The 25,493-nt window shown below is 66.0% G+C and carries 25 protein-coding genes; 5 read left to right on the top strand and 20 right to left on the bottom strand.

What is annotated here, in order from left to right; genetic code table 11:
* Positions 1-4 precede the first annotated feature (4 nt).
* The 14 genes from HGK58_RS04635 to HGK58_RS04570 form a co-directional block, all read right to left on the bottom strand.
* Positions 5-1,312 carry a Xaa-Pro peptidase family protein gene (locus HGK58_RS04635; RefSeq protein ID WP_168626337.1) on the bottom strand — a complete coding sequence of 436 codons (1,308 nt, stop codon included), beginning with the start codon at positions 1,310-1,312 and terminating at the stop codon, positions 5-7.
* Positions 1,312-2,247: an NAD(P)-dependent oxidoreductase gene (locus HGK58_RS04630; protein WP_168626336.1), complete on the bottom strand. Its 936-nt coding sequence runs from the start codon at positions 2,245-2,247 to the stop codon at positions 1,312-1,314. The genes HGK58_RS04635 and HGK58_RS04630 overlap by 1 nt, the downstream gene beginning before the upstream one ends.
* Positions 2,248-2,346: 99 nt before the next feature.
* Positions 2,347-2,811 carry a Rid family hydrolase gene (locus HGK58_RS04625; protein ID WP_168626335.1) on the bottom strand — a complete coding sequence of 155 codons (465 nt, stop codon included), beginning with the start codon at positions 2,809-2,811 and terminating at the stop codon, positions 2,347-2,349.
* Between the two features lie 23 nt (positions 2,812-2,834).
* Positions 2,835-4,484, bottom strand: coding sequence for an amidohydrolase (locus tag HGK58_RS04620; protein ID WP_168626334.1), 1,650 nt, complete (start codon positions 4,482-4,484; stop codon positions 2,835-2,837).
* A 20-nt stretch (positions 4,485-4,504) separates the two neighbouring features.
* Positions 4,505-5,209: an ABC transporter ATP-binding protein gene (locus tag HGK58_RS04615; protein ID WP_349236162.1), complete on the bottom strand. Its 705-nt coding sequence runs from the start codon at positions 5,207-5,209 to the stop codon at positions 4,505-4,507.
* Between the two features lie 8 nt (positions 5,210-5,217).
* Complete coding sequence (locus HGK58_RS04610) at positions 5,218-6,009, bottom strand: ABC transporter ATP-binding protein (RefSeq protein WP_168626332.1); 792 nt, start codon at positions 6,007-6,009, stop codon at positions 5,218-5,220.
* Between the two features lie 14 nt (positions 6,010-6,023).
* Positions 6,024-7,304, bottom strand: coding sequence for an ABC transporter substrate-binding protein (locus HGK58_RS04605; protein ID WP_168626331.1), 1,281 nt, complete (start codon positions 7,302-7,304; stop codon positions 6,024-6,026).
* Positions 7,305-7,320: 16 nt separating this feature from the next.
* On the bottom strand, positions 7,321-8,340 hold the full coding sequence (locus HGK58_RS04600) for a branched-chain amino acid ABC transporter permease (protein WP_168626330.1): 1,020 nt from the start codon (positions 8,338-8,340) through the stop codon (positions 7,321-7,323).
* Entirely contained in the window at positions 8,337-9,203 is an 867-nt protein-coding gene (locus tag HGK58_RS04595; RefSeq protein WP_168626329.1) for a branched-chain amino acid ABC transporter permease, read from the bottom strand. Before HGK58_RS04595 ends, HGK58_RS04600 begins: the two co-directional genes overlap by 4 nt.
* A 136-nt stretch (positions 9,204-9,339) precedes the next feature.
* Positions 9,340-10,506 (bottom strand): MFS transporter, encoded by a 1,167-nt coding sequence (locus tag HGK58_RS04590; RefSeq protein ID WP_168626328.1) that lies wholly within the window; start codon positions 10,504-10,506, stop codon positions 9,340-9,342.
* Between the two features lie 12 nt (positions 10,507-10,518).
* Complete coding sequence (locus HGK58_RS04585) at positions 10,519-11,907, bottom strand: Xaa-Pro peptidase family protein (protein WP_168626327.1); 1,389 nt, start codon at positions 11,905-11,907, stop codon at positions 10,519-10,521.
* Positions 11,908-11,963: 56 nt separating this feature from the next.
* The gene (locus tag HGK58_RS04580; protein ID WP_168626326.1) at positions 11,964-12,668 is read right to left on the bottom strand and encodes an SDR family NAD(P)-dependent oxidoreductase; all 705 of its coding nucleotides are present in this window, start codon (positions 12,666-12,668) and stop codon (positions 11,964-11,966) included.
* Positions 12,665-13,558 (bottom strand): cupin domain-containing protein, encoded by an 894-nt coding sequence (locus tag HGK58_RS04575; protein ID WP_168626325.1) that lies wholly within the window; start codon positions 13,556-13,558, stop codon positions 12,665-12,667. The genes HGK58_RS04580 and HGK58_RS04575 overlap by 4 nt, the downstream gene beginning before the upstream one ends.
* Positions 13,559-13,685: 127 nt before the next feature.
* Positions 13,686-14,705, bottom strand: coding sequence for a LacI family DNA-binding transcriptional regulator (locus HGK58_RS04570; protein ID WP_168626324.1), 1,020 nt, complete (start codon positions 14,703-14,705; stop codon positions 13,686-13,688).
* Positions 14,706-14,903: 198 nt separating this feature from the next.
* Between HGK58_RS04570 and HGK58_RS04565 the strand changes: the two genes are divergently transcribed.
* Positions 14,904-16,283, top strand: a complete 1,380-nt coding sequence (locus HGK58_RS04565; RefSeq protein WP_210422599.1) for an amidohydrolase family protein — start codon at positions 14,904-14,906, stop codon at positions 16,281-16,283.
* 70 nt (positions 16,284-16,353) lie between these two features.
* Positions 16,354-17,412 (top strand): alcohol dehydrogenase catalytic domain-containing protein, encoded by a 1,059-nt coding sequence (locus HGK58_RS04560; RefSeq protein ID WP_210422598.1) that lies wholly within the window; start codon positions 16,354-16,356, stop codon positions 17,410-17,412.
* Between the two features lie 7 nt (positions 17,413-17,419).
* Here the strand turns inward: HGK58_RS04560 and HGK58_RS04555 are convergent, their stop codons facing one another.
* Genes HGK58_RS04555 through HGK58_RS04530 form a run of 6 tightly spaced genes read right to left on the bottom strand, consistent with a single transcriptional unit; the run spans position 17,420 to position 23,236 of the window.
* Positions 17,420-18,502 (bottom strand): LacI family DNA-binding transcriptional regulator, encoded by a 1,083-nt coding sequence (locus HGK58_RS04555; protein ID WP_168626322.1) that lies wholly within the window; start codon positions 18,500-18,502, stop codon positions 17,420-17,422.
* A gap of 11 nt (positions 18,503-18,513) precedes the next feature.
* Positions 18,514-19,578: a branched-chain amino acid ABC transporter permease gene (locus HGK58_RS04550; RefSeq protein ID WP_168626321.1), complete on the bottom strand. Its 1,065-nt coding sequence runs from the start codon at positions 19,576-19,578 to the stop codon at positions 18,514-18,516.
* The gene (locus HGK58_RS04545; protein ID WP_168626320.1) at positions 19,578-20,450 is read right to left on the bottom strand and encodes a branched-chain amino acid ABC transporter permease; all 873 of its coding nucleotides are present in this window, start codon (positions 20,448-20,450) and stop codon (positions 19,578-19,580) included. Before HGK58_RS04545 ends, HGK58_RS04550 begins: the two co-directional genes overlap by 1 nt.
* 13 nt (positions 20,451-20,463) lie before the next feature.
* Positions 20,464-21,216, bottom strand: a complete 753-nt coding sequence (locus HGK58_RS04540; RefSeq protein WP_168626319.1) for an ABC transporter ATP-binding protein — start codon at positions 21,214-21,216, stop codon at positions 20,464-20,466.
* Positions 21,213-21,953, bottom strand: a complete 741-nt coding sequence (locus tag HGK58_RS04535) for an ABC transporter ATP-binding protein (protein ID WP_168626318.1) — start codon at positions 21,951-21,953, stop codon at positions 21,213-21,215. Before HGK58_RS04535 ends, HGK58_RS04540 begins: the two co-directional genes overlap by 4 nt.
* A gap of 32 nt (positions 21,954-21,985) precedes the next feature.
* A complete protein-coding gene (locus HGK58_RS04530) occupies positions 21,986-23,236 on the bottom strand; it encodes an amino acid ABC transporter substrate-binding protein (protein ID WP_168626317.1) in 1,251 nt (416 codons plus the stop codon).
* A gap of 368 nt (positions 23,237-23,604) precedes the next feature.
* Between HGK58_RS04530 and HGK58_RS04525 the strand changes: the two genes are divergently transcribed.
* The 3 genes from HGK58_RS04525 to HGK58_RS04515 all read left to right on the top strand — a co-directional run bounded on the left by HGK58_RS04525 (position 23,605) and on the right by HGK58_RS04515 (position 25,474).
* Complete coding sequence (locus tag HGK58_RS04525) at positions 23,605-24,285, top strand: GntR family transcriptional regulator (protein ID WP_168626316.1); 681 nt, start codon at positions 23,605-23,607, stop codon at positions 24,283-24,285.
* 98 nt (positions 24,286-24,383) lie between these two features.
* The gene (locus tag HGK58_RS04520) at positions 24,384-24,992 is read left to right on the top strand and encodes a VOC family protein (protein ID WP_168626315.1); all 609 of its coding nucleotides are present in this window, start codon (positions 24,384-24,386) and stop codon (positions 24,990-24,992) included.
* A 23-nt stretch (positions 24,993-25,015) separates the two neighbouring features.
* A complete protein-coding gene (locus HGK58_RS04515) occupies positions 25,016-25,474 on the top strand; it encodes a cupin domain-containing protein (RefSeq protein ID WP_168626314.1) in 459 nt (152 codons plus the stop codon).
* Positions 25,475-25,493: the final 19 nt, after the last annotated feature.

The raw sequence follows: 25,493 nt of genomic DNA, 5'->3' as shown, positions 1-25,493 counted from the left end.
GGGATCAGTACGGGTTGGCGACGAACAGTTCCTGCGCGGGGAACTTGGTGAGGACCTCGATGCCGTAATCGGTCACCACGACCTCCTCCTCGATCCGCGCCGCCGAAGAGCCGTCCGAGGCCGGGCAGTAGGTCTCCATCGCGAAGACCATGCCCGCCTTCAACTCCACCGGATCCTTCATCGAGTTGAGCCGCGAGATGATCGGCCTCTCGTGCAGGCCGAGTCCGAGGCCGTGCGCGAACTGCAGTCCGAACGCCGCGAGCTCATTCTCGAACCCGAACTCCTCTGCCTTCGGCAGCACCTGCGCCACCTGGTCGGTCCCGACACCCGGTCGCAGCGCGTCGAGCGCGGCATCCATCCACTCGCGCGCCTGCTTGTATGCGTCGCGCTGACTCTCGGTCGCCCAACCGACACCGAACGTGCGGTAGTAGCACGTGCGGTAGCCGTTGAACGAGTGGATGATGTCGAAGAACGCCTGGTCTCCGGGGCGGATGATGCGATCGGTGAAGTTGTGGGGGTGCGGGTTGCACCGCTCCCCCGAGATCGCGTTGATAGCCTCCACCTGGTCGCTGCCGTACTCGTACAGCCGCTTGTTGGCGAGCGCGACGATCTCGTTCTCCCGCACGCCGGGCTTGAGCGCGTCGACGATGTCCTGATAGACGCCGTCGACCATCGCTGCTGCCTGGTTGAGCAGCATGATCTCGTCCTGGTTCTTAATCACGCGCGCATCGAGCATCGGCTGCTGCGCATCCGCGATCCGGATGCCCTGCCTCTCCAGTTCGAACAGGAACGGCGGCTCGACGATGTCGATGCCGAGCGGCGCATCCGCCAACCCGGCCTCGGTGAGCAGCGACTTGATCTCCGCCACCGCGTCGACCATGAGTCCCGCGCCGCCCTCGGGCGCGACAGCACCCTTGAAGCCGAGGAAGCCGGCCCGGTAGTTCTCGTCGGGCACCCAGTCGGAGTAGAGCTTGTGGTGCTTCACCGCCGACCCGAAGTCCCAGAGGATCGGCTCATGGCCACGCATGAGCAGCGCGTAGCGGATCATCTTGTCGCCGAGCGCTCCGCCGATCCAGGTTTGCGTCGTGTACCGGATGTTGTAGAAGTCGAACAGCAGGAACGCCCCGCACTCGCTCGCCTCCAGTGCCGCCTTCGCACGCGAGAGCCGGTAGTCCCGGAGTCGATCGAAGTCGACGCGGTGCTCGTAGTCGACCGCATTCTGACCGGGGGCGCCGAGTGGGCGCACCCCGGCCGGGCGGGAGACCGGGCGCTCGAACGCCCGGCTGCCGCCGTGACCGTGGTGCGCTCCCATCACTCGACCTCGAGGCCGTCGCTCACCTGAGCGTTCTCGGACTTGATGTCGAGGCCAGAGCCGCCGGCAACGGTCAGGATGAGCGACGCGAAGTCCTGATCGACATTGCCGTTGCCGACCTCCTGGGCGACGAGGTTGCGGGTGACACTCGCAACCGGCATGACGACACCCAGCTCGTGTGCGGCCTCGAGGCCGAGGTCGAAGTCCTTCTGCAGCAGCACGTTGGTGAACGTCGGGGTGAAGTCCAGGTTCACGAGCGCCGGCGTCTTGTACTGCGAGAACACCGAACCCATGACCGAGTCGTTGAGGAACGACAGGAAGTCCTCACGCTTCACGCCCGCCTTCTCAGCCAGCACGGTGATCTCCGCCATCGACTGGATGACGACGCCGAGGAACACGTTGTGCGCGATCTTGACGATGCGTGCGACCTCGCCCTCACCGACATAGGTGACGCCGCGGCCCCAGGTCGCAAGCAGCGGCTCGGCGACGTCGAAGACCTCGCGCGGGCCGGAGGCGGCGACGGTGAGCTTGCCCACCGCGATCACCTTCGGGTTGCCGGAGACCGGCGTGGCCAGGAACCCGGTGCCGCGGGACTCGGCGACGGCGCGGACCTTCTCGCTCACCTCGACGGACACCGTGGACGCGTCTCCGATGATCTTCGGGGCACGCTCGGTGTCGGTGAGCAGGCCGTTCTCGCCGAGCATGACCTGCTCGAGGTCCTTCGGCGCTGACACCATGCTGAAGACGATGTCGCGACCGGCCAGCTCGACGGGGTGGTCCACGATCGTGGCGCCGAATTCGGTGAGCGGCTCAGCCTTGGCCCGCGTGCGGTTGTAGACGGCAACGTCGTAGCCGGCGTCCAGCAGGCGCTTGGCCAGCTGGTAACCCATACGGCCGGCACCGATCCATCCGACGGTGGGTTTGGTCTCAGTCATTTCAAGTACTCCCTCAGGTGTGGTGCGTCCCGCCGGAGTGGCGGTGCAATCGATTGCGGATATAAGCGTGTTTGGAACTGTAGTACGAATTCGGCGGGCTCAGGAAGCCGGAGCGGCAGCGACGACGTGGAACTCGAAGCGCAAGCGCGGGTCGGTCGCAAAGCGCACCACCTCGACGGTCGTGCTCGTCGGGATGTGACCGCCGAACCACTCCTTCTGGTGCTTGTTGACCACGTCCTGGTCCTCGTCGATGTTCGAGAAGAACCTGATCATGTTGACGACATCGTGCCGCTCGCATCCTGCAGCCTTGAGCGCCTGGTCGAGGTGGTCGAAGGCGTTGGTGACCTGTCCCTGCGCGTCCATCGGCATCGCATCGAATACCTCGGCGACGTGCGGGTGGTCATGGTAGACCGGCGCGCCGGTCACCCCGCTGATGAACACGAGCCGAGCGTTGGAGACGGTGCGGATCGCGGGCACGAATGGGCTGACGATCGAGTCGTCATAGCCCTCGTGGTGGATGATGTCAGCGTTGCCGACTCGGCGCGGCGCGGGGATTTCAGTCATGTCTGCCTCCAGCTTCGGTGGTTCTATCGATTCGCGGCGAGTGCGCCGGAGTCGTGGGTGATGCGACCGTCCATGACGGTGAGGTCGCTGAGGATGTCGCGGAGCTCGTCATCCGAGCATGCGAAAGGATCGAGAGTTGGCACGCACAGGTCCGCGTCGTAGCCGGGCAGCAGCCGGCCGCGATGGCCGGTCTCACCGGTGAACCAGGCAGCATCTCGCGTGTACGCGGCGATCGCCTGCTCGCGGGACATCCGGTGCCGCTCACCGCGGATGCCGACACCGTCCAGCGTGCCGCCCGTGACGAGCCACCAGATCGCCGACCACGGCGAGAACCAGTTGGCGCGGGTCGCATCCGTTCCGCCGCCGACGGGGATGCCCAGCTCCCGCAGGTCGCCGATGGGCGGCGCTGCCGTGGTGGCTTCCTCACCCCACACGGCGACGTAGTCGGAGCCCTTGAGAACGAGGCGGCTCTGCACGAGCACTCCCGCCCCCAGCCGCGCGAGCCGCCCAAGGTTGTCTCGGGAGGCCTCGTCGGCGTGCACGATCGAGAACCCACGGCCCGCGACCAGGCCGGTCTCCTCCTCGACCCGCTCCCACGCGTCGAGGATCCGGCCGAGGGTGTAGTCGAGGACAGCGTGGATGCTCATGCGCCAGCCCCGCTCGGCACACAGCCGCACGATCTCCACCAGCTCCGCATGGGACTGGTCGGTCAGGGTGAACGGGTCGAGGCCCTCCATGTCGTGGCAGCCGAGATGCGGGATCTCGCCGATGCCTGCGATACGGAGCATGCCGTCACCGCTCTCCGGCTGCAGGAGAGCCGTGAGCTGCTCGATGTCGGCGACCTCACCGCCGCGGGTCCAGGCGGACAGGAAGATCCGAGCGCGGACGTCGAGTTCGCCGCGACGCCACACCGCGTAGATCGGGTCGTAGTCGCGTGGGGTCACCAGCAGCCCGCCGCCGTCCACAACACCGGTCAGGCCGTGCCGGGCGAACGCCGCGAACATCGCGCGCACGCCGTCTTCCGACTCGGCCGCGTCGGCGTCGAGCGCGACCGCGAGCGGAACCGAGAACGCCCCGACACCGTGGATTCGGCCGGTGAGTCGGCCGTCATCGTCGCGGTCGAGCCGACCGCGCGCCGGGTCGTCGGAGGAGTCGGTCCAGCCGCAGACCGCAAGGCCCGCGCTGTTCAGCACACCGAGGTCGTAGAGCTCCTGGACGTACACCGGGTTGTCTGGTGCGACGGCATCAAGCTCTGCCCTGGTCGGGGCGCGACCCTCGGCGAGTTGCGAGGAGTGCCAGCCGCCGACGACGCTGACCCACTCGCCCGGGCCGCGGCGGGCCGCGTCCTTACGGATGAGCTCCAACCCGTCGCCGATCGACCGCACGTCTTCCCAATGGACGGTACGCGTCCAGGACACCCCACCGCGGACCGCGTGGATGTGGGAGTCGTTGAGGCCGGGGATGACGCGACGACCGTCGAGTTCGATGACCCGTTCAGCCAGTTCCGCGTGTGCAGCCAGCTCGGCGTCGCTGCCAACCGCGACCACGCGGCCACCGGCGACGGCGATCGCCTCCACCTCGCGCGCACCCTGTTCTGGGTCGGCGAAGGTGGAGATCCGTCCCCCGCGGAGCACGAGATCCACCACCGGAATGCTTCCGGTCGGCGCTGGCATCGACATCCCTCTCGCTCCTGTCAGATACTCAGGTGCTGTTCGAGCGCGGCACTGTCAGAGCGAAGCGCGTCCGAGCTGCCGTTCCAGGCGATCGTGCCCGAGTCGTCGATCACGACGACCCTGCTGGCGATGTCGAGCGCGAGGTCGACGTTCTGCTCCGCGATCAGGATGGAGAGTCCCGACGCGCTCAAACCGGCCAGCCGGTCCTGGATGACATCCAGCACGCTGGGCGCGAGCCCCTCACTCGGCTCATCCATGATGAGCAGGCTCGGGTTGGTCATCAGCGCACGGCCGATTGCGAGCATCTGCTGCTCGCCCCCGGACAGCGACCGGGCCATGGACTTCGACCGCTCGGCGAGCCGTGGGAAGAAGTCGAAAACCCGCTCAACCGTCCATGGGTCATCCTTGGACGCAGCGCGGCGCCGCGGCACGACCGTGAGGTTCTCGTAAGTGGTGAGCGAGCCGAACACCCGCCGACCCTGCGGAACCAGGGCGATACCCGCCCTCGACACCTGGAAGCTGGTCTTCCGGGAGATGTCGACGCCGTCGTACTTGATCGAGCCCGCCGTGATCGTCGGAGGACGCAGCCCGCAGATCGCTCGGACCAGGGTGGTCTTGCCCATGCCGTTGCGCCCGAGCAGGGCGATGCTCTCCCCACGGCCGACCGTGAGGTCGACGCCGTGGAGCACCTTCGCCGTCGCGTAGCCGACGTGCAGGCCCGTCACGTCCAAAGTCACTTCTTGTCACGCCTTCCGAGGTAGATCTCCTTGACCGTCTCGTGCTCGCGGACCTCGTCAGGGGTACCGGTCACGACGTGACGGCCGTTCTCCATGCACATGACCCGGTCGGTGAGCCCGAGGGCGAGGGTCATATCGTGCTCGATGAGGAGGATGGGCAACGTCCGCGGCAGCTCTTCGATCAGCTGCCTCAGCGTCGTCCGCTCCGCGGCTGAGAGTCCCGCCGCCGGTTCGTCGAGGAGCAGCAGTTTCGGCTCGCTGGCGAGGGCCATTGCGATCTCCAGCTGCCTCTGCTCGCCGTGCGACAGATCCGACACCTGGTCGTCGCGGCGGTCGATGAGACCGACGGACTCCAGCGCCTCCCCCGCGCGCTGCGACACATCGTCGGTCGGCATTTGAGGCCACCAGAAGATGCGCGCCTTGCTGCTGCCACCGCGGGCGGCAACACGCACGTTGTCGATCACCGACATGTCACGGAACAGGTTGGATACCTGGAACGTGCGGCCGACCCCCATCCGGGCACGACGTGCCGTGCCGGTGCGCGTCACGTCGTTTCCGAACAGCTCGACCGTTCCTGTGGTGGGAGCGACGTCGCCGGCGATCATCTTGAACAGCGTGGTCTTGCCAGCACCGTTCGGTCCGATCACCCCGATGCGCTCGTTCGGTCCCAGCTCGAGCGAAATCTCATCGACGGCCTGTACGCCGCCGTAACGCTTCCCGAGCCCGGAGATGACGAGCGCGGGGGCGCCGGCCCCGGACCCTTGCGGGCCCGGGACCGTCGCCGACATCGTCGCGTTACTCATTAGCCCTGGAAGCTCTGCGAGTAGGACTCGTGGGCGAGAACCTCTTCAGGGGTCTTGCCCAGCCACTGGTCCACCGCGTCGAAGGTCTTGATCGGCACGTTGTACAGCTTGCCGTCGATCTCCTGCACCTCGCGGATGTAGACCGGAGCGATGGGGTTGTGGTACTTGTCGAACGACACCGCGCCGAGGATGCTGTCCTCGACGGTGAGGGACGAGATCGCCGCAACCAGGTCGTCGCCGCTCACGTAGCCGTGCTGTTCCAGCACCTTGGCAACCAGGCTCGCGGTCATGTAGCCGCCGGCCACGTTCAGCGACGGGATCTTTCCGTCGAACTTGGCGCCGTAGGCATCGTTGAACTCGCGCACAACGTCGCTGTCGCGACCCTCGGCCCAGTTGCTGACCGAGTGGAAGCCCAGGACGTCGTCACCGAGCGCACGCAGGGTCGCCTGGTCGAGCGAGCAGCAGTTCATCAGCAGGTCCTGCGTGTCACCGAGGCCGAGACCCATGAAGCTCTTCAGGAAGTCCGGGCCGGGCGCGCCACCTGCAGTGGTCACGAACGCGATGTCCGCTCCCGCTGCGCGGATCTGGGACACGTAGGTGGAGAAGTCGGACGTGCCGTTCGGGTACCAGTACTGCGCGGTGACCTCACCGCCGTTCTGCTCGAAGCCCTGCTTGAAGCCTGCGCAGGATTCCCAGCCGAACGCGTAGTCGGGGCACAGGGTGACGGCCGTCTTGTAGCCCTCATCGCCGGCCCAGACGCCGCCCGGGAAGTGCATCTGCGATGCGGACATCGATCCGGTGCGCACCGTGAAGTCGTTCGCGGACCGCTGGGTCAGGTCGTCTGCTGCGGCGACCGGGTGCAGGTTCGGAACGCCGACGCTGGAGGTGTAGGCCGCGACCGCTAGCGCAGTGTTGGCCAGCAGCGGACCGACTACGACGTCGACCTCGTCGAGCTCGACGAGCTTCTTCGCCTTGGTGAGCGAGACCTCGGGGTTGCCCGCGTCGTCTTCGACGACCGTCTCGACGGTCACGCCGTTGACTTCGTCGCCGTTGACCTCCCAGTAGAGGTTCCAGCCATCCACCATCTCCTGACCGGCGATGGCGAAGTTGCCCGTGATCGGCGAGATGTAACCGACCTTCAGGGTGCTGGTGTCCTCGTTCGCGTCGTCCCCGGACGGGCTTGCCCCAGGGGGCGCGCATGCTGTGAGAGCGAGCGCCGCTGCGGCACCGAGGCCGACGATCGCGGACCAGCGCCCTCGAGGCGACATCTTCTTTGACATCATCGGGTTTCCTTTCTTATGCGGTGTGATTGCGTTCGGACACGGGTGCGCCGGACGGTGTGACCAGCTCTGCTTCAGCTGGCGGACTTGGGGTGCTGGTTGCCCGCCGCTTCAAGCGCCCAATGAGCTTGTTGAAGCTGCCGACAATGCCCGCACGTGCGAACAGGATCACGAGGATGAAGATCAGGCCGAGCACGGTTGGCCAGCGCTCAACCTCGTTGGAGAGCACGTTCTCGACCAGAACGACGACCGCAGCGCCGATCAGCGGCCCGAACACCGTGCCGACGCCACCGAGGATGACCATGACGATGAGCAGCACCGACTTGTGCACGCCAGCCGTCGAAGGGCTCACGAAGTGGGTGAGCCAGACCGAAAGCAGTCCGGCGAAGCCCGCTACCGTACCCGAGATCATGAACGCGCCGAGGCGGTAGGCGGGCACAGAGTAGCCGAGGCTGCGCATGCGCGTCTCGCTGTCACGGATGCCGCGCAGGCTCGCGCCGAACGGCGAGCGGCTGACAACCGCGAGCAGCGCAGTCGTGAGGACGAACGCGCCCACCAGGAAGTAGTAGAAGGTCCACCACTCGCCGATGAACTCCGGGCGCTTGATGCCGGATATCCCGTTCTCTCCGCCCGTCACCTGCGACCAGCGGAAGGCCAAACCGTAGACGACCATGCCGAGCGCGAGCGTGACCATGAGGAAGTAGATTCCGCTCGTGCGCATCGACAGGATGCCGTACATGAACGACACGACGAGGGTGATGCCGAGCGCGATGAGCACCTGCGTTCCAGGATCCAGGCCCTGCTTCGACGCCCACCCAGCGCCATAGGCGGAGGCCGCGGCAATCGCGCCGTGCCCGAGTGACGCCATCCCTGCGTCGCCGATGAGGAAGTTGAGGCTCGAGGCGAGCATTCCGGCGATGAGGATCGTCGAGACGAGAGAGATGACGTACGACGTGGCTCCGATGTACGGGAGGGCGACGGCGACGGCGAGCAGCGCGACGATCGCGCCGCCGCTGATGGCGCGGGTGCGGGTCATGTTGTCCTCCCGAACAGTCCGGTCGGCCGGAGCACGAGCACGAGCGCCATCGGCGCGAAGATGGTGAAGTACGACAGCTCAGGGATCCAGGCCTTGGCGAACGCGTCGATCAGGCCGATGAGCACGCTGCCGACGGCTGCTCCGGTCACGCTGCCGAGGCCGCCGATGATGACGACGACGAGCGCATACAAAAGCACCTCATCCTGGATGCCCGGAGCGATGCTGCGGACACCGGCGCCGATGGTGCCGCCGATCGCCGCGAGGGCGGCACCGACGACGAACATGCCGGTGAAGACCCAGCCGATGTTCACGCCCATCGCCGAGATGATCTCGCGGTCGTCGACACCCGCACGCACGACCGCGCCGATGCGTGTGCGGTTCTGAATCACGATGAGCGCGATCCCGATAGCGATTGCGATGCCGATGACGAAGATGCGGTACCACGGGTAGGTCAGGTCGCCAACGGTCATGGATCCCTGGATTCCGGCCGACGACGGCAACGAGTGCGGGTCGCCGCCGAAGATCGCCAGGCACAGGTCAGCGATGACGAATGAGACGCCGACTGTGAGCAGCACCTCTGGCAGTTCCTGGCCACGGACGAAGCGCAGGAGCACGACCTCGACGATAAAGGCCGTCACCGCGACGACGACCACGCCGGTGAGCACCGCGAGCAGGAGGTTGCCGGTCAGGCCTGCGACGACGACGCCGAGATACCCGCCGATCATGTAGAACGCCCCATGCGCCAGGTTGACGATACGCATGAGGCCGAATACGAGCGTGAGGCCGCTGGCCAGCAAGAAGAGCAGCGCGCCGAAGCTCAGTCCGTTGAGCGTCTGCTCGGCCAGGAATACGGGTGTGAACACCGGGTTCTCAAACCTTCCACATCGTCGGGGTCGGGCCAGGGAATTACTTGTTTCGGAGAGTCAAGCAACCGATTGCGCAAGTGTCAAGTCGGACTGCACATTGACATGAACTGTCACTGTACACAACCCTGTCTACTCACCATGGGGTGCGCTCTGCCGCGGGGCGGTAGCGGGCCCTCGACAGTGTGCCGGCGACGCCGAATACCACGGCACCGGCGAGCGAGATGGCGAAAAGAGATCCGAATGCATGCTGGTCCGCGGCCATGGTCCCGGCCGCGGCACCAAGCGATGCGCCCGCCATGAGCGAGATCGCGAAGAATGTCATGCCCAGCGCACGCGCGTCGGCCGCAGCATCCGTCATCCAGGTCTGCAGGGTCGTGTGACCGAGCGCCCACGCGACGCCGATGAATGTCGCGCCGATGAGCACCGCAAGCAGCGACACCCCGGCCACCATCACCGCGAACGCCGCGACCGCCGTCACACCGGCCGCAAGCATGAGCAGCCACGCCGGGGTTCGTCCGACGACGAGCTTCATGAGTTGGCTGACAACGACGACCGCGACACCGAACGACGCGGTTACGAGCCCCGACACGAACACGCCCTCGCCGGTCTGCTGCAGCACCACCGGCAGCAGGTTGAAGACGCCGATGAGCAGGAACCCCTCCAGCGCGGTGAGCGTGTACAGCCACAGCGCCCACCGGTTGCGCACCAGACTCGCCAGCTGCGAGCGCACCCGCTCTCCCCGGTGGTCACCGGCCGGAGGCAGTGTCGCGAGCGCGGGGACCAGCAGGGCAGCGACAACCGCGAAGCCGCCGAAGATGAACCGCCAGGAGGTCCATTCCGCCATCGCCCCCGCGCCGAGGACCCCCGCGGCGATACCCAAGGCGGCGGCTGTCGCGAGGTTGGACATCGCGGCCGAGCGTCGGCCGAGCGGCACGGTGTCGCCGAAGTACACCAGCACCGCGGGGAACGTCGCCGCGAATGCAATGCCCGCCAGCGCACGCGCGATGACGAACGTCACGATGTCCGGTGCCACGGCACTCGCCAAACTCGCAATCGCACCGATCGCGGTCGACACCGTCAGTACCCGGACGCGACCCCACCGGGTCGAGAGCGGACCCCACAGCAGCGGCAGGATCGCGTAGGCGAGCGCGTGCAGCGTGATCGCCGAACCGGCTGCCGCGATCGAGGTCCCGAACTCTCGCGCCACCACCGGGACGAGCGGCAGCACGAGTGAGCGATCGAAGGTCTGCCAGAAAACGGCGAAGGGCAGGATGATGCCCGCCGGCAGCATCCTGCCCATTGAAGTTCCTTATCAGCTGGTGGTCTCGCCGCGTCCCTCGGGCGTGTTCAGGTGCGACTGCGAATCGCGCACGCCGGGCAGCGGCCCGTTCACCGTGAAGTAGCGCCCGCCACCGGCGACGAGCAGGTCCTCGGCGGGGAACTTGGTGATGACCTCGCATCCGTCGGCGGTCACGACGACTTCCTCCTCGATGCGTGCGGCGCCCCAGCCATCGGCTGCTGGCCAGTAGGTCTCGAGCGCGAACACCATGCCCTCTTCGAGCGGCTCCGGGTGATCGAGCGACGTCAACCGGGAGAAGATCGGCTTCTCCCAGATCGACAGCCCGACGCCGTGGCCGTACTGGAGCGCGAACGCCGCCTCTTCATCCGGGAACCCGAACTCCTGGGCCTTCGGCCACAGGCTCACGATGTCGGCGGTTGTCGCACCGGGGCGGACCGCTGCGATGGCGACGTCCATGTACTCGCGAGCGCGCTTGTACGCGTCGACCTGCGCTCGACTCGCCGACCCCACCGCGAAGGTGCGGTAGTAGCACGTCCGGTAGCCGTTGAACGAGTGCAGGATGTCGAAGAACGCGGGGTCGCCCGGGCGCACAGCGCGATCCGAATACACGTGCGGGTGCGGCGCGCAGCGCTCGCCCGAGATGGCGTTAACGCCCTCGACGTATTCGGAGCCCTGGTCGTACAGCGCCTTGGCGACGAGCCCGACGCACTCGTTCTCCCGCACGCCGGGGCGTAGGAACTCGTACAGCTGGTCGTAAGCGGCGTCCACCATCGAGGCCGCGGTGGTGAGCAGGGTGATCTCGTCCTCGGTCTTGATGCGACGCGCCTCGAGGAACACCTGCTGCCCGTCGACGACCTGGATGCCTTCGGCCTGCAGCGCGAACAGGATCGGCAACTCGACAATGTCGACGCCGAGCGGCTCGTTCAGCAGACCGAACTTTTCGAGCTCGCGCTTGACCTTGCGGGCGACCTCCTCCGCTATGCCGGCCCCGGGCGGGAAAGCACCGCGCAGCGTGGAGATCCCGGCGCGCGCACCCGACTCCAGGCGCGGCCGGGTGGCACCGTGGTGCGGTGCGTGCGGGTCGGCATCCGCCTCGAGGTGCGTCTCGTGCAGCCACGGGTTGAACAGGTCGTGGTGCTTCGCGGCCGACCCGAAGTCCCAGACGATCGGGTCCGAGTTGCGGGTCACCAGGCAGAACCGGATGAGTTTGTCCATCGCCCACGTGCCGATGTGGGTGGCGGAGGCGTACCGGATGTTGCCGAAATCGAACGCCAGGAGGGCACCGAGCGACGAACGCTCGAGCTCAGCGCGCAGGCTCGCGAGCCGCTCCTCGCGCAGCCGGTTGAAGTCGACGCGGGCTTCCCAGTCGACGCCCATATTGCCTCGTGTCGCGATACTCATCGCATTCTCCTTGCCTGTGATGCGCGCCCGGGAGGACGCTGGTTGAGTCGGGTCAATTAGGTGATGCGCCAGCCGCGGTCGACGTTGAGGCTGTGCGCAGAGACGCCGCGGTTGAACAGCAGGAACTTGGCCGCGTCGACGATGTCCGCCATCGTTGCGAGCTGCCCACCGGGTGTGCGCTTCTCGTAGCCGGCGACCGCCTCGGGCTTGGCTGCCCAAAACGGGCTGTCGCCGATGATGCCCGGGTGGAGCGAGTTGACGCGGATGGGCGCGAGCTCGAGCGCGAGGGTGTTCATGAGCCCGTCGACCCCGCCGTTGATGGTCGACACGGTCGTCGAACCTGGATACGGGGCATCCTTCGCGCGTCCTCCGAACAGCACGATGCCGGTGTCGACGGTCGGCTCGAGCCGGTCGAGCAACGTGTGAATGGTTTCGGTGTAACCGATGAGCTTGAGGGTGATGAGCCGGCGAGCACGGTCGATGTCGTAGTCACGAACGGTGTTGGCGTCGCGCTCGATCGCGGTCAGCACCACTCCGTCGAGCTTGCCGACACTGGCAAGCCGCGCGGCGATCTGCTCGGGCTCAGACAGGTCGACGGTGACGCCGGTAGCGCGGTCCCCTAGCTCGGATGCCACGGCATCCGCGGTGTCCTGGCTTCGGCTCGTGACGATCACCCGGTCGCCGCCGGCGATCAGGTCCTTCGCGAGTTCGAGGCCGATTCCGGCTGAACCCCCAACGATGAGAATGGTGCGGTCGGTCACAGCTCTTCCTCCAGTTGATCCTTCAGGTAGTCCCAATCCCGCACGAAGCGGTAGGCATGGCGGGCCGGCATCTGCGGCGCCTGCGTCTCGAGCCAGCGCACCTGGGCACCTGTCGCGGCGAAGGAGTGGACGCAGCCGACGCCTGCCCAGGCGATGTCACCTGGCCGGAGCAGGAACTCCTCGCCGTCGAAGGTCGAGGCGACCTCTCCGTCGAGGATCAGATACGCCTCCTCGAGCGGGTGGTCGTGCGGACCGGCCTTGCCTTCGGGTTCGTACTGCACCATGAACAGCGTGCCGAGGGTCGCGCCCAGGTCGGAGTCGACCATCATCTTGAGCGAGATGCCGGTGTAGACGAGCAGTGCCGTGCGCATGCTGCCGGAGACCGCGAGGAGCTCCTGCGACTGCTTGCCCGGGTTCATGTGCTCTGTGGTGATGTTGCCAAACGAGCGCGTCCGCGGATCACGCGCATCAACCCGCACCGGGTCGATGACGGGCAGCTCAGGCACCCGGTAGGTGTCCGAGCCGTAGCGCTCTCGCGCGGGCGGGGTGAACAGGTCGGACCAGACCGCGACGGTGTCGCCGATCGCGCGCCACGCGTGGGGAACGCCGATCGGGATGATGCCGTAGTCGCCCGCGACCAGGTGAACGGTCGCTTCGGGCGTGGCGAGGATCACCTCGCCCTCGATCAGGTGGAAGCTCTCCTCGAAGGAGTGCACGTGGGTAGCGGTGGACCCGCCTGGCTCCAGTCGGGTGAGACCGAAGTCGGTGTGTGCGGCTCCGTCCTGCTCCCCGACAGCGCGCCAGCGGGTCATCCCGACCGCCTCCGGCGCGAGCGGGCCGGGCGACAGGTACTGCGCTTCGTCAGCGCGACGGACAACAAACCTCGCCATGCGCGTCCCCTTCCTGGCCGCCGCATCATGCGCATGCGGCTTCGCACTGGGTCGGGTCTCGGACGGCTCCGTCCGGTCGAGTGTTCAGTGCTACTTTACAAAAGTAAAGTGTCTCTGCACGGGAATGTCAAGGTCTGACGGGTGCCGTCGATCCCCGCACCACGAGCGAAACGGGAAGCCTCACATCGGCGGTTGGCTGCTCGCCGCTCTGGATGATGTCAAGCAGCAGCCTCGCCGCCTCCCTGCCCATCTGCAGTGTCGGGACCCTAACGGTTGTGAGCGGCGGGGTGAAGTCCTCGGCGAACAACATGTCGTTGAAGCCCACCACTGACGCGTCGTCCGGGCAGGACAATCCGTGCGCGCGGAGCGATCGCAGCACGCCGAGCGCGATGAGGTCATTGCCCGCAACGATGGCTGTCGGTCGCTTTCCGCCTGCCCCCAGAATTGCGGTCATCGCTTCGAAACCGGATGCGATAGTGAGCGACGGGACCTCGACTATGCGGCCGATGACATCGGGCCTCGCGGCGCACGCTGCCTCGAACGCTTCCCGCCGCGTGACGCTGGTCGACAGCCGTTCGGGTCCAGCGATGTGCACGATTTCGCGGTGGCCGAGGTCGGTGAGGTGCGCCATAGCCTCGCGGATTCCGTTCGCGTCGTCACCACCCACGAGCGGAAAGCGCACTCCTCCGGCGTCGCGGTTCAGCAATACGGCATGCACCCCGGCGTCGCGCGCCTCGGCCAATGCAGCAAAGTCGCTGTGTCCCGACGCGACGATGAGCCCGTCAACACGGCGGGCGAGCAATGAGCCGATCGCCGCGGTCTCCGCGGCCTCATTGTCGTCAGTGTTTGCCAGCAGCGCGGTGTAACCACGCGGCTCGAGGTAGTCCTCGATGCCGCGAACCATGGGAGGGAACAACGGGTTGGTCAGATCGGGCAGGATGACGCCGATGGTCATCGAGTTCGCCGTGCGCAAGCCACGCGCCATCGCGTTCGGTATGTAGCCCAGCTTGTCGGCGGCCGCGCGCACACGCTCAACCGTTTCTCGACCGATCTGATGCTCGGTTCGGGGGTTGAGCGCCCGCGACACCGTCGCCTTGTGCACGTCGGCGAGCCTGGCGACATCGTCGATCGTGGTGCGTCGCGTCATTGCGGTGGATCCGTTCCCATTCCTGCCCAGTTGAGCCATGCTAGTGCTACATCGGCCGAGCCGCCGACGGCGCGCTCGCGGATCGCTTGCGCAACTCAAGCGCACGCGAGCTATCTATAAGGAGAGCCGCACATGTCCGACCGCCCTAGGCCTCAAGCGGGTCAACCCATTATCTTCCGCAACGGCATCGTCCTCACCATGGATGCCTCACACACCATCATCCCGAACGGTGACGTACTCGTCGTCGACGGCCGAATCGCCGAAGTCGGCCCCGGTCTGCCTGCACCCGACGGCGCCTACGAGATCGACGCGGCCGGCGGCATCCTGATGCCCGGCATGATCGACACCCATCGGCACATGTGGCAGACCGCCATGCGTGGGTACGGCGCCGACTGGACTCTGACCCAGTACTTCGTCTGGTACTACCTCGAGCACGGCATGAAGTTCCGCCCCGAGGATGTCGCTGCAGGCAATCTGGTGTCGGCACTCGACGCACTCGAGTCCGGGGTCACGACGAGCGTGGATTGGTCGCATGGTCTGCGCACGCCGGAACACGGTGAGGCTGCCTTCGACTCGCTTGCGAGCTCGCCTGGCCGCTTTGTGCTCGCGTACGGCAATCTCGCGGTCGCGCCCTGGGAGTGGACTCAGGATGCCGCCGTCCGTCGAATCATCGAGAAGGCGCGCGACGACTCCAGGATGTTCGGAGCGCAGATCGCGTTCGACGTCCCCGGCGACCCTGGCTTCCCCGAGGCGCCGGCCTTCCAGACCGCACGGGAACTGGGGGTAGCCGTGACGACCCACGCCGGTGTGTGGGGCGCAACCAACGACACCGGCATCGAGCGCATGTACGACAACGGTGCGATGCAACCCGGCTACGTATACGTTCACGCGGCAACCCTGAGCGACGAGTCGTACCAGAAGATCGCTGCCACCGGTGGCACGGTGTCGCTCGCGACCGAGAGCGAGCAGACGTGCGGGCAGGGCTACCCGCCCGCGGCGGCGCTGCGGAAGCACGGCATCCCCGCGTCGCTGTCGATCGACACCAGCGTGTGGTTCAGCTCGGACATGTTCTCGGCGATGCGCACGACGGTCGGCGCGGACCGGGCGCTCGAGCACTACATCGCACACCAGACCGGCGAGACCGTCACTCACGCCACCATCCGGGTCGAAGAAGTGGTCGACTGGGCGACGCGCGGCGGCGCGCGCGCGATCGGCAAGCTGGACGAGGTCGGCAGTCTGGAACGCGGCAAGCTCGCTGACGTCGTGCTGATCAAGAACGATTACTCGCCCACCATGACCCCGATCGTGAACCCGTACGGTCACCTCGTCTACCAAGCCGGACGCGGCGACGTGCACACCGTGTTGGTCGGCGGTGAGGTCGTGAAGTTCGACGGAAGGCTCATCGCAGGTGACCTGCCTGGGGTGCGATCGAAGCTGGAGAACACTGTCGAGTATCTGCACCGAGAACTCGGTGACGAAGCGTGGCAGGCGGGCATGCATCCGGAGATCCCAGAGGCAGAGATCCTGAGCAACCCCTACCAGTACCGAAAGGGTGAGGGAGGCGCCACCGGCGGCTAGCCCCCGCTCCGCAGTTCCGACCCGTGTACAGTGTCAGTGAACATTGGTGTGGGTCAGAAAGGCGAAATCAATGGTGAACTCCGCCGGGAGCACGATGCGTGCGGCTGTCTTCTACGGGCAGCGGGACATCCGGATTGAGGACGTGCCGGTGCCGACGCCCGCAGACGACCAGGCACTGCTGCGCGTCCTCCGCTCCGGCCTGTGCGGGACCGACGTCTCCGAGTGGACGAGCGGTCCGATCATGATTCCGCTCGAGCACGAGCACCCGCACTCACACCACAAGGGCCCGATGATTCCCGGGCATGAGATCGTGGCCGAGGTTGTCACTGCTCCCGATGGCAGCGGCCTGGAGCCCGGAATGATCGTGGCAAGCGGCGCGCAGATCTTCTGCAATGAGTGCCGCAATTGCCGCCAGGGGCGAATCAACGTCTGCGAGCGCCTCTACACGCTCGGACTGCAGGTGGACGGTGGTCACGCCGAGTTCGTCGTCTCGCCGGTCGCGAACCTGGTTCCGGTCCCGGATGGCCTCGCTGTCGACGCCGCAGGGCTGGCCCAGCCTCTCGCGGTCGGGTTGCATGCCGCACGCCGCGCGGGAGCCGTTGCGGGCGACCGCGTGCTCGTGACCGGTGCAGGGGCGATCGGCAGTTTCGTGGTCGCCGGGCTCCGTCACATCATCCCCGACCTGCACATCACGGTCTCGGACATCGACGACGTGAAGCTCGAACGAGCTCGACGTATTGGCGCGGACGAGGTGCTCAACACTCGCACCGGCGGTGAACCGGAAGCGGAAGGATTCGACGTTGTCATCGAGGCCAGTGGCGCACCCGGCTTGCTCATCGCCTGCTTCGGCTACTGCCGAACCGGCGGTCGCGTACTGGCCGTCGGGATGTCGGCAAAGCCGCTCGAGTTCGACCCGCATGCCATCGTGCTGCGCGAGATCACCCTTGAAACGACGAACGCGCTGGTGACTCCGGTTGACATCCCGGATGCGCTCGAGATCCTCGCATCCGGAAACGTGGCCAGCGAAATGCTGGACTCGGTGCGGTCACTGGATGCGGTGCCGAGTGCGCTCGATGAGCTCGCGGCGGGAACGGTCCAGGGGAAGATCCTGATCGATCCCAGCCGGTAGAGCGCCGCTATGAGGGACGCGGCCGAGTAGAGGCGCGGACTACCAGCTCAGGCGGCAGGGAGATCTCGCTCGGCAGGTCTGAATCGCCGCTGATCTCCTGCAGCATCCGACGGGCAGCCAGCCGACCCATCTCGGCGCTCGGCAGCCGGATGGTCGTCAGTGCCGGACTCAAGTGATCAGTCAGCGGGTTGTCGTTGTAGCCGATCACTGACACGTCCCGCGGACAGTGCAGGCCAGCTTCTTCGATGGCGTCGATCGCGCCGATGGCCAAGAGGTCATTGTGTGCGAAGACCGCACTGACCCCCTCGAGCGCTCCCGCGTCGATCAACGAGCGCATCATCCGCTTGCCCTCTTCGGTGCTTGGCGCCTCCGCCACGACATCGTGTTTTCGAAGGTGAGTCCTGCGCGACCCAGCGAGGGTTGCGGCGAAGCCCTGCGAGCGGCGGCGGAAGTTGATATTGTCTGGCGGCCCAGGCAGTTCGAGGACCATCTGGTGACCGGTCTCCTGGAGGTGCCGCGCAGCCAGAGCCGCGCCCAACTCGTCGTCACACTCGACCACCGGCGCGCCTATTTCGTCAACCCAGCGAAGCACCTGAACTAGTGGCACGCCGGCGGTTCTGAGTTCCCTGAGCGCGGACGCGTCGGCCCTCCTCCCCGAAGCGCAGATGATCCCATCTACCTGACGCGCACGAAGCCGCGCCAGCACGGTTGGCAGGGCTCTGGACTCGTCGGGGCTCTCGACGATGAGGCCGACGTAGCCTTGCTGTTCCAGTTCGACGCTGATCCCGTGGAGCAGCTCACCGTAAATGGGGTTGCCGTAACTGGGTGTGATGACGCCGATCGACATGCTCCGCTGTCTGCGCAGGCTGCTCGCGGCGAAGTGCGGAAGGTAGCCAAGCGTCTCTGCAGCAGCCACGACGCGTGCGCGCGTTGCCGAACTGATCCGGGACAGCTGCACCGGGTCCAAACTGCGACTGACGGTGGACGGGTGCACGCCCGCAAGACGGGCGACGTCCTTTGCCGTGACCGCCGCCTGGGACGAGCCGTTGCTGTTAGTGTGCCCCGGCGACGCCCCCACGTCGACCATCATTCACCAACTTGCTAAACGCTCACGACGCGGCCGCGACGTTGCACGAACAGTCCGACCACACCGCGTCGGATGAACAGTGCGAAGATCAGCAGCAGCACACCGAGGACGAGACGGTTGGTCTCGGCCGGGATGTCCAGGCCGAACAGGTGCAGGTTGGGCACGACGACGCGCAGGATCTGTTCGAGCAAGACAACGATGATCGAGCCGATCAGCGGTCCCAACCACGACCGCATGCCGCCGATGACACAGACCAGGACGATGTCGAGAGCCAGGTCCAGGCTGAACGTGCCGGCCGGTTCGATGTAGCCGGTGAAGAACGCGTAGACCGCGCCGGCGAGGCCACCGAGCGCCGCACCGATGAGCAGCGCGCGCAGCTTCACCGACGTCGTCTTCACGCCGAGGACCTGGGCCGCCGGCTCGTCCTCGCTGATCGCTCGCAGCGCGTAGCCGAAGTTGGAGTGCTCGACGAAGTAGGCGATGACGGTGGCGAGGATCGCCAGTCCGAACAGCACGTAGAAGAACAGGATGGCGAGCCCGCGTGAGCTGAAGTCGCCCTCGACGTCGGTGAAGAGCCCGATGGCGCCACCGAGAGCCGGCCAGTTCTTCACCACGACGAGCGCGAGGAAGGTCAGCACCAGGGTGAAGATCGCGAAGTAGTGGCTGCGCAGCCGCAGCGTTGCGAAGCCGACAATGAGGGAGACGAACGCCGCGGCGAACGCTGCCGGAATGAGCGTCTGCCACAGGGTCCACTCGAACTCGGAGTTGAGCCACGCGGCGGTGTACGCACCGGTTCCGGCGAAGACCGCGGCACCGAAGTTGAGGTAGCCGCCGTAGCCGCCGAGCAGGTTCCAGCCCTGCGCGATCACGGTGTAGTAGAGGACCGTGGTGAGGGTCGTCACCGCACCGAGTCCGAGGATGCCGCCCATCGGCGCGATGATCGCGAAGATCGCCACGGCCACCAGCGGGGTGACCCACCAGGGCGCCTTTCGGACCCCGGCACTTGCCGCCTTGGCCTGCGCGAGCGCCACGTCTGAATTGCGCTTCGCGTCCTTGTCGAGGTCAGTGGTTTCGGCCATCAGATGGTCCTTTGCTTGATGCCGCCGAGTCCCTCATTGCGGATGAGGAGAGCAACGGCGAGGAGTGCATACAGTGCGAGATACGTGTACTGGAACGGGATCAGCAACCCGACGACGGTCTCGAAGATCCCGACCGCGATGCCGGCGACGAGCGTGCGCATCGCGGAACCGAGTCCGCCGAGGATGACGACGAGGAACGCCCAGGCGAGCCACCTGGTGTGCTCCTGCGGGCTGAATGATGAGACCAGCGAGAGCACCGTGCCACCGAAGGCAGCGAGTGCGATGCCTGCTCCGAACACTCGTCGGGACAGCTTCTCGACGTTGATGCCGACCATGGCTGCGACGTCCCGGTTCTGCGCCATGCCGCGGATCGCTGAGCCGGTGAGAGTACGCGTGAGGAAGAAGTGCAGCGCGACGAGCACGACCAGGGTGATCGCGGCCGCAACGACCCGCGACACCGGAATATTGAGGTCGCCGATCCGGATGACGCCGGACAGGTAGCCGAGCGCGACCGTCTTGGTGTCGGTCGTCCAGATCATGATGGCGATCGATTCGAGGATGATCATGAGGCCGAAGAACGCCAGCATGACCGTGGAATCGCTCTCCCGGGTCAAGTATTGGGTGACCCCGCGGTGCACGCCGAGCCCGAACAGGTAGGCGATGAGCACGACCGGCGCGATCATCAGCAGCGGGTCGAGCCCGAAACCGTTGACGAACTGCCAGTAGAGCAGCGCACCGAAGATGAGGACGGCACTGTGGGCGAGGTTGACGATCCGCAAGACGCCGAGCAGGAGGCTCAGCCCCATGGCCAGTCCGCCATACACGCCGCCCAGCAGAGCCCCGTTGATCAGGGACTGCACGATTTCGTTCATGTGGGCATCCGTTTCAGAGGTTGAGCCATTGCTTGATGAGGTCGTCGAGTTGGCCCTCGAAGCTGTCTCGAGCGCCCTGGAGGTGGTTCTTGCCGTACGCGAGCGTGTAGACCTGGTCGGCGAGGCCGATCGCTGCCTGCACGTTCTGGTCAACGAGCAGGATGGTCCGTCCCTCGTCCTTCAGGCGCTCGAGCTCGTTGTAGACGTCATCGACCAGCACCGGTGCGAGTCCAACCGACGGCTCGTCGATGAGCAGCACCGATGGTTCGAGGATGAGCGTGCGCGCGAACTCGAGGAGGCGCGCCTGACCACCGCTCAGGCTGCCCGCGAGTCGGGTCCTGAGCGGCTTCAGCTTGGGGTACCGCTCGAGCATGGCGTCGACCGCGTCGTTCAGGCGGCCCTTGTCGTTGCGCAGCTGCCATGCACCGAGTCGCAGGTTCTCATCGACCGAGAGGTCGGGGAATACCGAGCGGCCCTGCGGCAGGGTCGCGATGCCGAGCCGCAGCCGATCGGCCGGCGAAGTGGTGGAGATGTCCTGCCCGTCCAGCGTCACCGTGCCGGTGCGTGGGCGGAGGAAGCCGGACATCACCCGCAGTGATGTGGACTTGCCGGATCCGTTCGGCCCCAGGACGACCGTGACGTTACCGGGGCGAACCGTCATGCTGACGCTCTCGAGCACGATGTCGTTCGCGAAGTAGCCAGCCGTGATGTCGTTGAGGGCCAGCTCGGGAGCGGTCACCGAGACCGCCGTGGCTTCTGTGTTCATCCGCGCTCTCCTCGACTTGCCGGACCTTGGCCCAGATAGGCCTCGATGACCAGGGGGTGCGATGTGACCTCGCCTGGGGTGCCTTCGGCGATGACCTGGCCGTCCGACATGCAGATGATCCGGGAGCACAGTCGTGTCAGGTCCGGGATCTCATGACTGACGATCATGAAGGCGGTGCCGGCCTTGTTGCGCTCGACAATCGCTTCGCGCATGACTTCCTTGACACTCGGGTGAACGCCGGCGAATGGTTCGTCCATCAGGACGATGTGCGGGTCCGTCATGAGCGCGCGCACGAACTCGAGCAGCTTCTGCTGTCCACCGGACAGCTCGCTCGCCGGCGTATCCCGGTGGCCAAGCAGTCCGACCGTTTCCAGGAGTTCCTCCGCCTTCTTGGTGAAGCCGGCCTTCCCGCCTCGGGTGTGCAGCACCGGCACAAGCAGGTTCTCCATCGCGGTCACGGTAGAGAACACCCGCGGGTTCTGGAAGGTGCGAGTGACACCGGCCTTCACGAAGGCGGTGCTCGACTTGCCCGCGAGGTTCTCGCCCTGAACGCGAATCGTTCCCTGGTCAGGGGCGATAGCGCCATTGAGGAGGTTGAGCGTCGTGGTCTTTCCCGATCCGTTCGGCCCGATCAGGCCGACGATTGTCCCGGGCTCCACGCTGAACGACGTGCCGCTTACTGCGGTCATGCCACCGAAACTCTTGGTGAGCGTTTCCGTCTCGATCACATTCGTCACTTCGCCCAACCTCCTCTCTAGCTATCGATTACTCAGCGAAGCGGCATTACCGCGTCGCCGGTGGACACGTTCTCCGGCCACACCAGGGCGTTGCCACCCTTCTGGTACTGGAGCAGCAGCGCGCTGAAGGCGACGGTGCCGTCTTCGTTGTAGCTGATCTTGCCGACCGCGGTGTCGAAGGTGTTCTTGCCGATGTACTCGCGCAGCACCTCCGAGTCGAGCGACCCGGTGGCCTCCACGGCCTGCTGGATGACCTGCCCGGCGGCGTAGCCTGCTGAAGCGTACGCCGGCAGGACGGGCACGGACAGCTCGCTGAGGATGTAGTCGGAGAATTCCTTCAGACCGTTGTAGGGAAGGGTCGGCCACGACGTGGTCGTTGCGAACACGTTGACGCCGGCCTCGCCGGTGTCCGGCCAGTTGGGCAGCGTGGTGACCTGCGAACCGCACTGGCAGTAGATGTCCGGGCGGTAGTCGGCCTGAAGCACCGTGTTTGCGATGAGCGCCGCGTCGTTGGGCAGGCTCAGCGCGATGAACATGTCCGCGTTGGACTGCTTGACGCGCGAGATGAGGCTGCTCAGGTCGGTAGCGGTCTGGTCGTACTCTTCGTCGACCACGACCTCGATGCCACGGTCCTTCGCGTAGTTCAGCACGCCGCCTTCGCCGTTAACGCCAGAGCGCGCGACGAGAGTGAACGGGTTCTGGGCACTGACGACCGCGAGCGACTTCGGCTTCTGGTCCTCGGGGAGCGTGTCGATCCACTCGAACAGCGGACGGGGGTACTCGCTCTCCTGGTACGGCCAGGTGCTCACCATCAGGTCAGCCTTGCCGTGGAGTTCCTTCGCGACGAAACCGGCGTTGACGACGAGCTTGCCCGCGCGCTCAGCGATGGGAACGATCGCACCGCCCACAGCGGTGGTGTACGGGGCGAGGAGGATGTCGACCTCGTCCTCGTTGATGAGCTGCTGGTAGAGCTGCTGGGCGGTGGTGGGGTTCGACTCGTCGTCGTAGATCTTCAGCTCCACCTGGCGTCCGAGGATTCCGCCCGCGGCGTTGACCTCGTCTGCCCAGTACTTGTAGGTGACCTCGTACGCGGCCGACGGACCGGAGTAGATACCGGTCAGCCCGAGCGTGCCGCCGATGACGATCGGCTCGTCGGTGTTCTCGGCCGACTCGCCGCCATCCGTGGCACAGCCGGCGAGGCCGAGGATGAGCGCTGCGGCAGCAGCAACGGGCGCGAACACCCGACTCTTCCTCCCCTTGCCGAAAAGGGACTTCGAATTCATCTGTGAACTCCTTTGTTCATCGCGCGGGGCGCGATGTGTTCATGGGTGATCGCAGGCCACCGGCGCGTCCGAGATCTCGAGCACGCGGTTGCCTAGCAGGTTGAGAACGTTCTCATCCCGACCGGATGCGCGTCCCAAGGCCCTAATGGGCATCCGGCCGTGCATTCGATTGCAGGCATCGTTTCATGTAGCTGATGAATGTGTCAAGTGAGACTGAACAGCAGGGTTCCTCGTGTTCAGTGTCACTGCCGTGGACGCCTTCACAGCGGCCCCTCCCGGCCGAATGGGTGGCTCAGGCCGCAAGTTTCGAATATCTTGCATTATTTCGTGGCAGAATCCAAGTTGGTCCTTGTTGATCGGAGACACCGTTGTCAGAAGCCTTCAAGACGCGCCAAGAAGAGGTCTACGCCAAGTTGCGCAGCGACATCCTCGCGGGTCGGCTGTTGCCTGGCTCCAAGTTGAGATTCGTCGAACTTTGCGAGCGATACGGCTCGAGCGTCGGCGTCGTCCGCGAGGCGCTCAGTCGCCTGCTCGAGCAGGACCTGGTGCACTCGGCGCCCCAGCAGGGCTTCATCGTCACGCCGATCTCGCGAACCCGCCTGATCCACCTCACGAGCGCGCGCGTTGAAATCGAGTCGCTCACCCTGGGCCACGCCGTGGCCGAAGGAGACGTGGACTGGGAGGCCGAGCTGCTCGCCGCCCACCACAGACTGGCCTCGTGTCCGCTCGTCGATCCCGACGATCCACAGCGACTGAGCGAGGAGTGGGCCCGGCTGCACGCGGAGTTCCACCGCATCCTGCTCTCCGGCTGCGGCAACCCGTTCCTTGTCGAGATCGCCAGTCAACTGCGCGACGCCGCCGAACTGTACCGACGGTGGTCGGTTCCTCTCGGCGGACACGGGTCCACCCGGGACATCGTTGGCGAGCACCGGGCCATTACCAATGCAGCGCTCGCGCGCGATGCGGAGGCCGCGACCCGTGCCCTGGAACGTCACATCGCCCTGACGACCGAGCTGCTGCTCGAGGCCGACTTCATCGAGAACGACTAAACTAATTTCGAAATTATTTGCGTTGATCGAATTTCATTCCTAGTATCAACTCACCGATCGGCTTGGATCGGCTAGCCATTTGACCCTAGAGGACGACGATGTCTGTGAACCGCGCGCCCAGCCACCCGATTGTGGCCCCCACCTTCCACCACACCACCTTCACGACGCTTCGCCTTGACGAGATGGTTGCGTGGTACGAGAAGGTCGCTGGCCTGACCCCCGTGTTCCACGGTGATCACGGCGCCTGGCTGACCAACGATGCGGCGAACCACCGGATCGCGTTGCTGTCCCCTCCCGGACTCAAGCACCCGGTCGACAAGGGACACACCACTGGGCTGCACCACACCGCCTTCGAGTACGCGACATTCGACCAGTGGCTCGACAACTTCGTGCGGCTGCGCGGGGAGGGCATCCGCCCGTTCCTCAATCTCGACCACGGAATGACCATGTCGATGTACTACCAAGACCCCGACGGCAATGGCGTCGAGATCCAGGTGGACACCTTCGGCGACTGGGAGAAGTCGCGGTCATGGATGTACTTCTCTGCGGAGTTCGCCAACAACCCCATCGGGGCGCACTTCGACCCGGACAAGCTGGCCGACGCCCGCGAGGCTGGACTCGGCTTCCAGGAGATCCACCGCCGTGCACGCCTCGGCGAGTACGTTCCCGAGGTCATTCCGGAGATCTACCTGCCTGAGGTCTACTGAGCCCGGCCGTGAACGAGCCAAGAGTGGGACCCCAGGCGGGCCAACAGGTAGTCGTTGGCGCATTGCCGACGACGTTCCGAGTCCTCGCCGCCACGGTCGGCGGCGCGTACAGCATCGTGGAGCAGGTTGTGCAACCGGGCACCCTGGTCTGGCCGCACGTGCACACCGACCATGATCAGGTCGCCATCGTCCTGTCAGGTGAACTGGGCGTGCGGGTCGGCGACCGGGAGTGGACGGCCACGGCAGGAGAAGTGGCTGTGCGCCCGAGGTTCGTGCCACACACGGTGTGGAACGCGGGGTCCGAACCAGCCCGTTTCCTCGAAATCAGCTCGCCGGGCAATTTCGAGGACTACTTCCACCGTTTGGCCGCGACCGCTCCGGACGACAAGCGCGGACGTGAGCGATTGCAGTCAGAGTTCGGCGTCTCAGCGGTCGATGCGTGGATCGCCGACCTCGGCGAACGTCACGCAGTGAAGCTGTGAACCAAATAGGAGATCCACC

Origin of the sequence: Cryobacterium sp. BB307 (assembly GCF_012274275.1) — a bacterium.
Lineage (GTDB): Bacteria > Actinomycetota > Actinomycetes > Actinomycetales > Microbacteriaceae > Terrimesophilobacter.
Note: the sequence above shows the minus strand (reverse complement) of the source record. Positions and strands in the feature narration are given on the sequence as shown.